Source organism: Bacillus sp. BML-BC051 (genome assembly GCF_019656175.1).
GTDB classification, from domain to species: domain Bacteria; phylum Bacillota; class Bacilli; order Bacillales; family Bacillaceae_G; genus Bacillus_A; species Bacillus_A mobilis.
In genome coordinates, this window is record NZ_BPLI01000112.1 from 1 (window position 1) to 2,479 (window position 2,479).

1 protein-coding gene, 1 rRNA gene and 1 pseudogene are annotated in these 2,479 nt (G+C 32.4%); 2 read left to right on the plus strand and 1 reads right to left on the minus strand.

Annotation, left to right across the window (positions count from 1 at the left end; genetic code table 11):
• Nucleotides 1-327: 327 nt before the first annotated feature.
• Nucleotides 328-1,260: a DMT family transporter gene (locus K5S59_RS28980; protein ID WP_002073933.1), complete on the plus strand. Its 933-nt coding sequence runs from the start codon at nt 328-330 to the stop codon at nt 1,258-1,260.
• 87 nt (nt 1,261-1,347) lie between these two features.
• On the opposite strand, the pseudogene K5S59_RS28985 reads toward K5S59_RS28980, so the two are convergent.
• Nucleotides 1,348-2,115: pseudogene (locus K5S59_RS28985) on the minus strand (sulfotransferase family 2 domain-containing protein).
• A gap of 269 nt (nt 2,116-2,384) precedes the next feature.
• Here K5S59_RS28985 and K5S59_RS28990 point away from each other — a divergent pair.
• Nucleotides 2,385-2,479, plus strand: a 16S ribosomal RNA gene (locus tag K5S59_RS28990); the annotation flags it as partial.

Here is a 2,479-nt window from a genome sequence, read left to right on the forward strand (position 1 = left end):
TTTTTTGTGTTTATTTTTATTTACCAAATGTCATAATCCATAAATTTAGTAACTTTAAAGATGAAATAGGGACTGTCTAAATTAAAATTTGAGCGATAGTGTCGTAAAAGGTGATAAAGTAATACGTTTAAATGTTAGTGTAAGGTAAGAATTACCTTTTTATGTTAACTGAGTTGTAGAATGACTAAAAAATTTTACTCTTTATATGAAAGCGTTATGTGAAAAATAGCTATTCAGCTGTTTTTCACATAACGTTTTTTCATTTTTAAAAGATTTCACATAAGAAAAAATCTATAATTAAGATAGTTAACATATATTTTTTGATGGGTGTGGGGGATTATGAAAGAAATATGCATGTTATTAGTGGCTGTTATATTATGGGGGACAGCTATTGCGCCAACAAAGTGGGCATTAGAATCTATTCAGCCATTTACTTTGTTGTTTATTCGCCTTTTCTTCGCGGGTGGAATCTGTTTACTATTCTCATTTAAACAATTAAAAAGATCAGTTGTACATAAACAGGTCCCATGGAAAAGAATGAGTTTACTATCTTTTACTGGTGTAGCTGGGTATTTCATGTTCACATCCTACGGTATTTCTTTAACAAGTGGATTGCATGTTAGTATCATTGATGCTGCATTGCCATTAGTTACAATTCTTTTTTCGGCATTCTTTTTAAAGGAGAAAATTCAGTTGAATTATTGGATTGGAATTATGCTAGGAGCTATAGGTGTGCTCTTAATTACTGTTCCTTCTGACAATACTAATCAAGAGGTCTCTTTAGTAGGGGATATACTTATTTTATTGAGCACTTTTTTATTTGCTTTCTATACGATATTGTTAAAACGCCCGAAGCAAGAGCGATATTTATCTAATAATGTTTTTACAACGCTAACTTTAATTATTGGAGCCGTTATTTTATTGCCTTTTGCAATGGGGGAAATCTTTTATTATGGTTTTCCAAAGATTGAAACATGGAAGACAGTATTTAGCGTAATGTATCTTGTTATAGGTGCAACAATTTTGGCGTATTGGTTTTGGAACAAAGCGCTAGAGAGGATTTCTGCATCGGTAAGTGGATTATATTTAAATGCATTACCATTAATAAGTATTATTACTTCAATTGTTCTATTAGATGAATCTTTAACGTGGAAGGTAATCATAGGGGGAAGCTTAGTTTTAATAGGAGTAGGATGGGCAGATAAGCAAAAAATAGGTAATTTATTAAAGAGGAATAGTTTAAATAGTAAGGATTGCTAAGTAGGATACTTTATGTAGTTTAAATGTTAAAAAGATACCTAATATATAAGGTATCTTTTTATATTTGGCAAAGATGATAGATTGAAATCAGTATGGATATTCTTTATGTATATCTATATGTATCGAAATCATTTTGAAATATTGTTTGAACGGGTTGTATACATTCCGTATCATAAAAACTTTCGAAAGCAGGGTAGCGAGGAAATAAAGAATCAGTAATACTTGCTTCGCTAAAATTCCCCCTATAGATCATAGCGGGAGTCTGATGATGTCAGGATGTTGATAATTTATTTATCGGTGCGGATTTTAATTCAAAGTGGCTCTCTAACTTTTGCATTTCCTGATCAAAATCCTCTAAGTACATATAATTGGTTACATATGCTTCTTCACCTAGTATGTATTGTTGTGTAAAATGCGGATTCATATTATCTGTATGAGCACCTTTGGCGAGTAGGTAATATAAAAATTGTTTATATGAGATGCCTTTAGGAGAGTTTTCATCTTGATATAAAAACTTTCGAATGGGTTGCCATTCTGGGGTTTCTACATAGGGAGGTGCGATTAAGGACACGAAAGAACTAACGACTCTTTTAAAAGGATTACGAACAAGTTTAAAAGTTTCTTTTTGTTTATCTCGTAATGCTATGCCTAGCCGCACATCGTAGGCGGGTGTACTTTTATATATGTTATATTCGTAATTATGAATGAAAGGATTATAGTTTAAAGCTATTTGTAATAAATCAATCTGGTAAAAAAACAATTAGCAATTGAAGTGCAGCCACTTTTTTGAATCCAAAATAGAATGAGAGGGAAGTTTTTGTGGTAGTGTGGTTTTTTGAAATTAGCGTGGATGATAAGGAAGGGCTATGAGTAGTGAATGTTTTTTTGTAAAAAATGAAAAAGAGTTGTTGACTATTGTTAAATAGAGGTGTAATATAAAACAAGTCGCCGATGACATTAACGTCGAAAGCGACAAACAAAATGAAAAACTTAGTTGACATTAACTAACGAAGATGTTAACATAAGGAAGTCGCAAATGAGCGACCAAGTAGTTCTTTGAAAACTGAACGAAACAAACAACGTGAAACGTCAATTTTTATTTTTAGATGCTAGACAAACTAACTTTATTGGAGAGTTTGATCCTGGCTCAGGATGAACGCTGGCGGCGTGCCTAATACATGCAAGTCGAGCGAATGGATTGAGAGCTTGCTCTTATGAA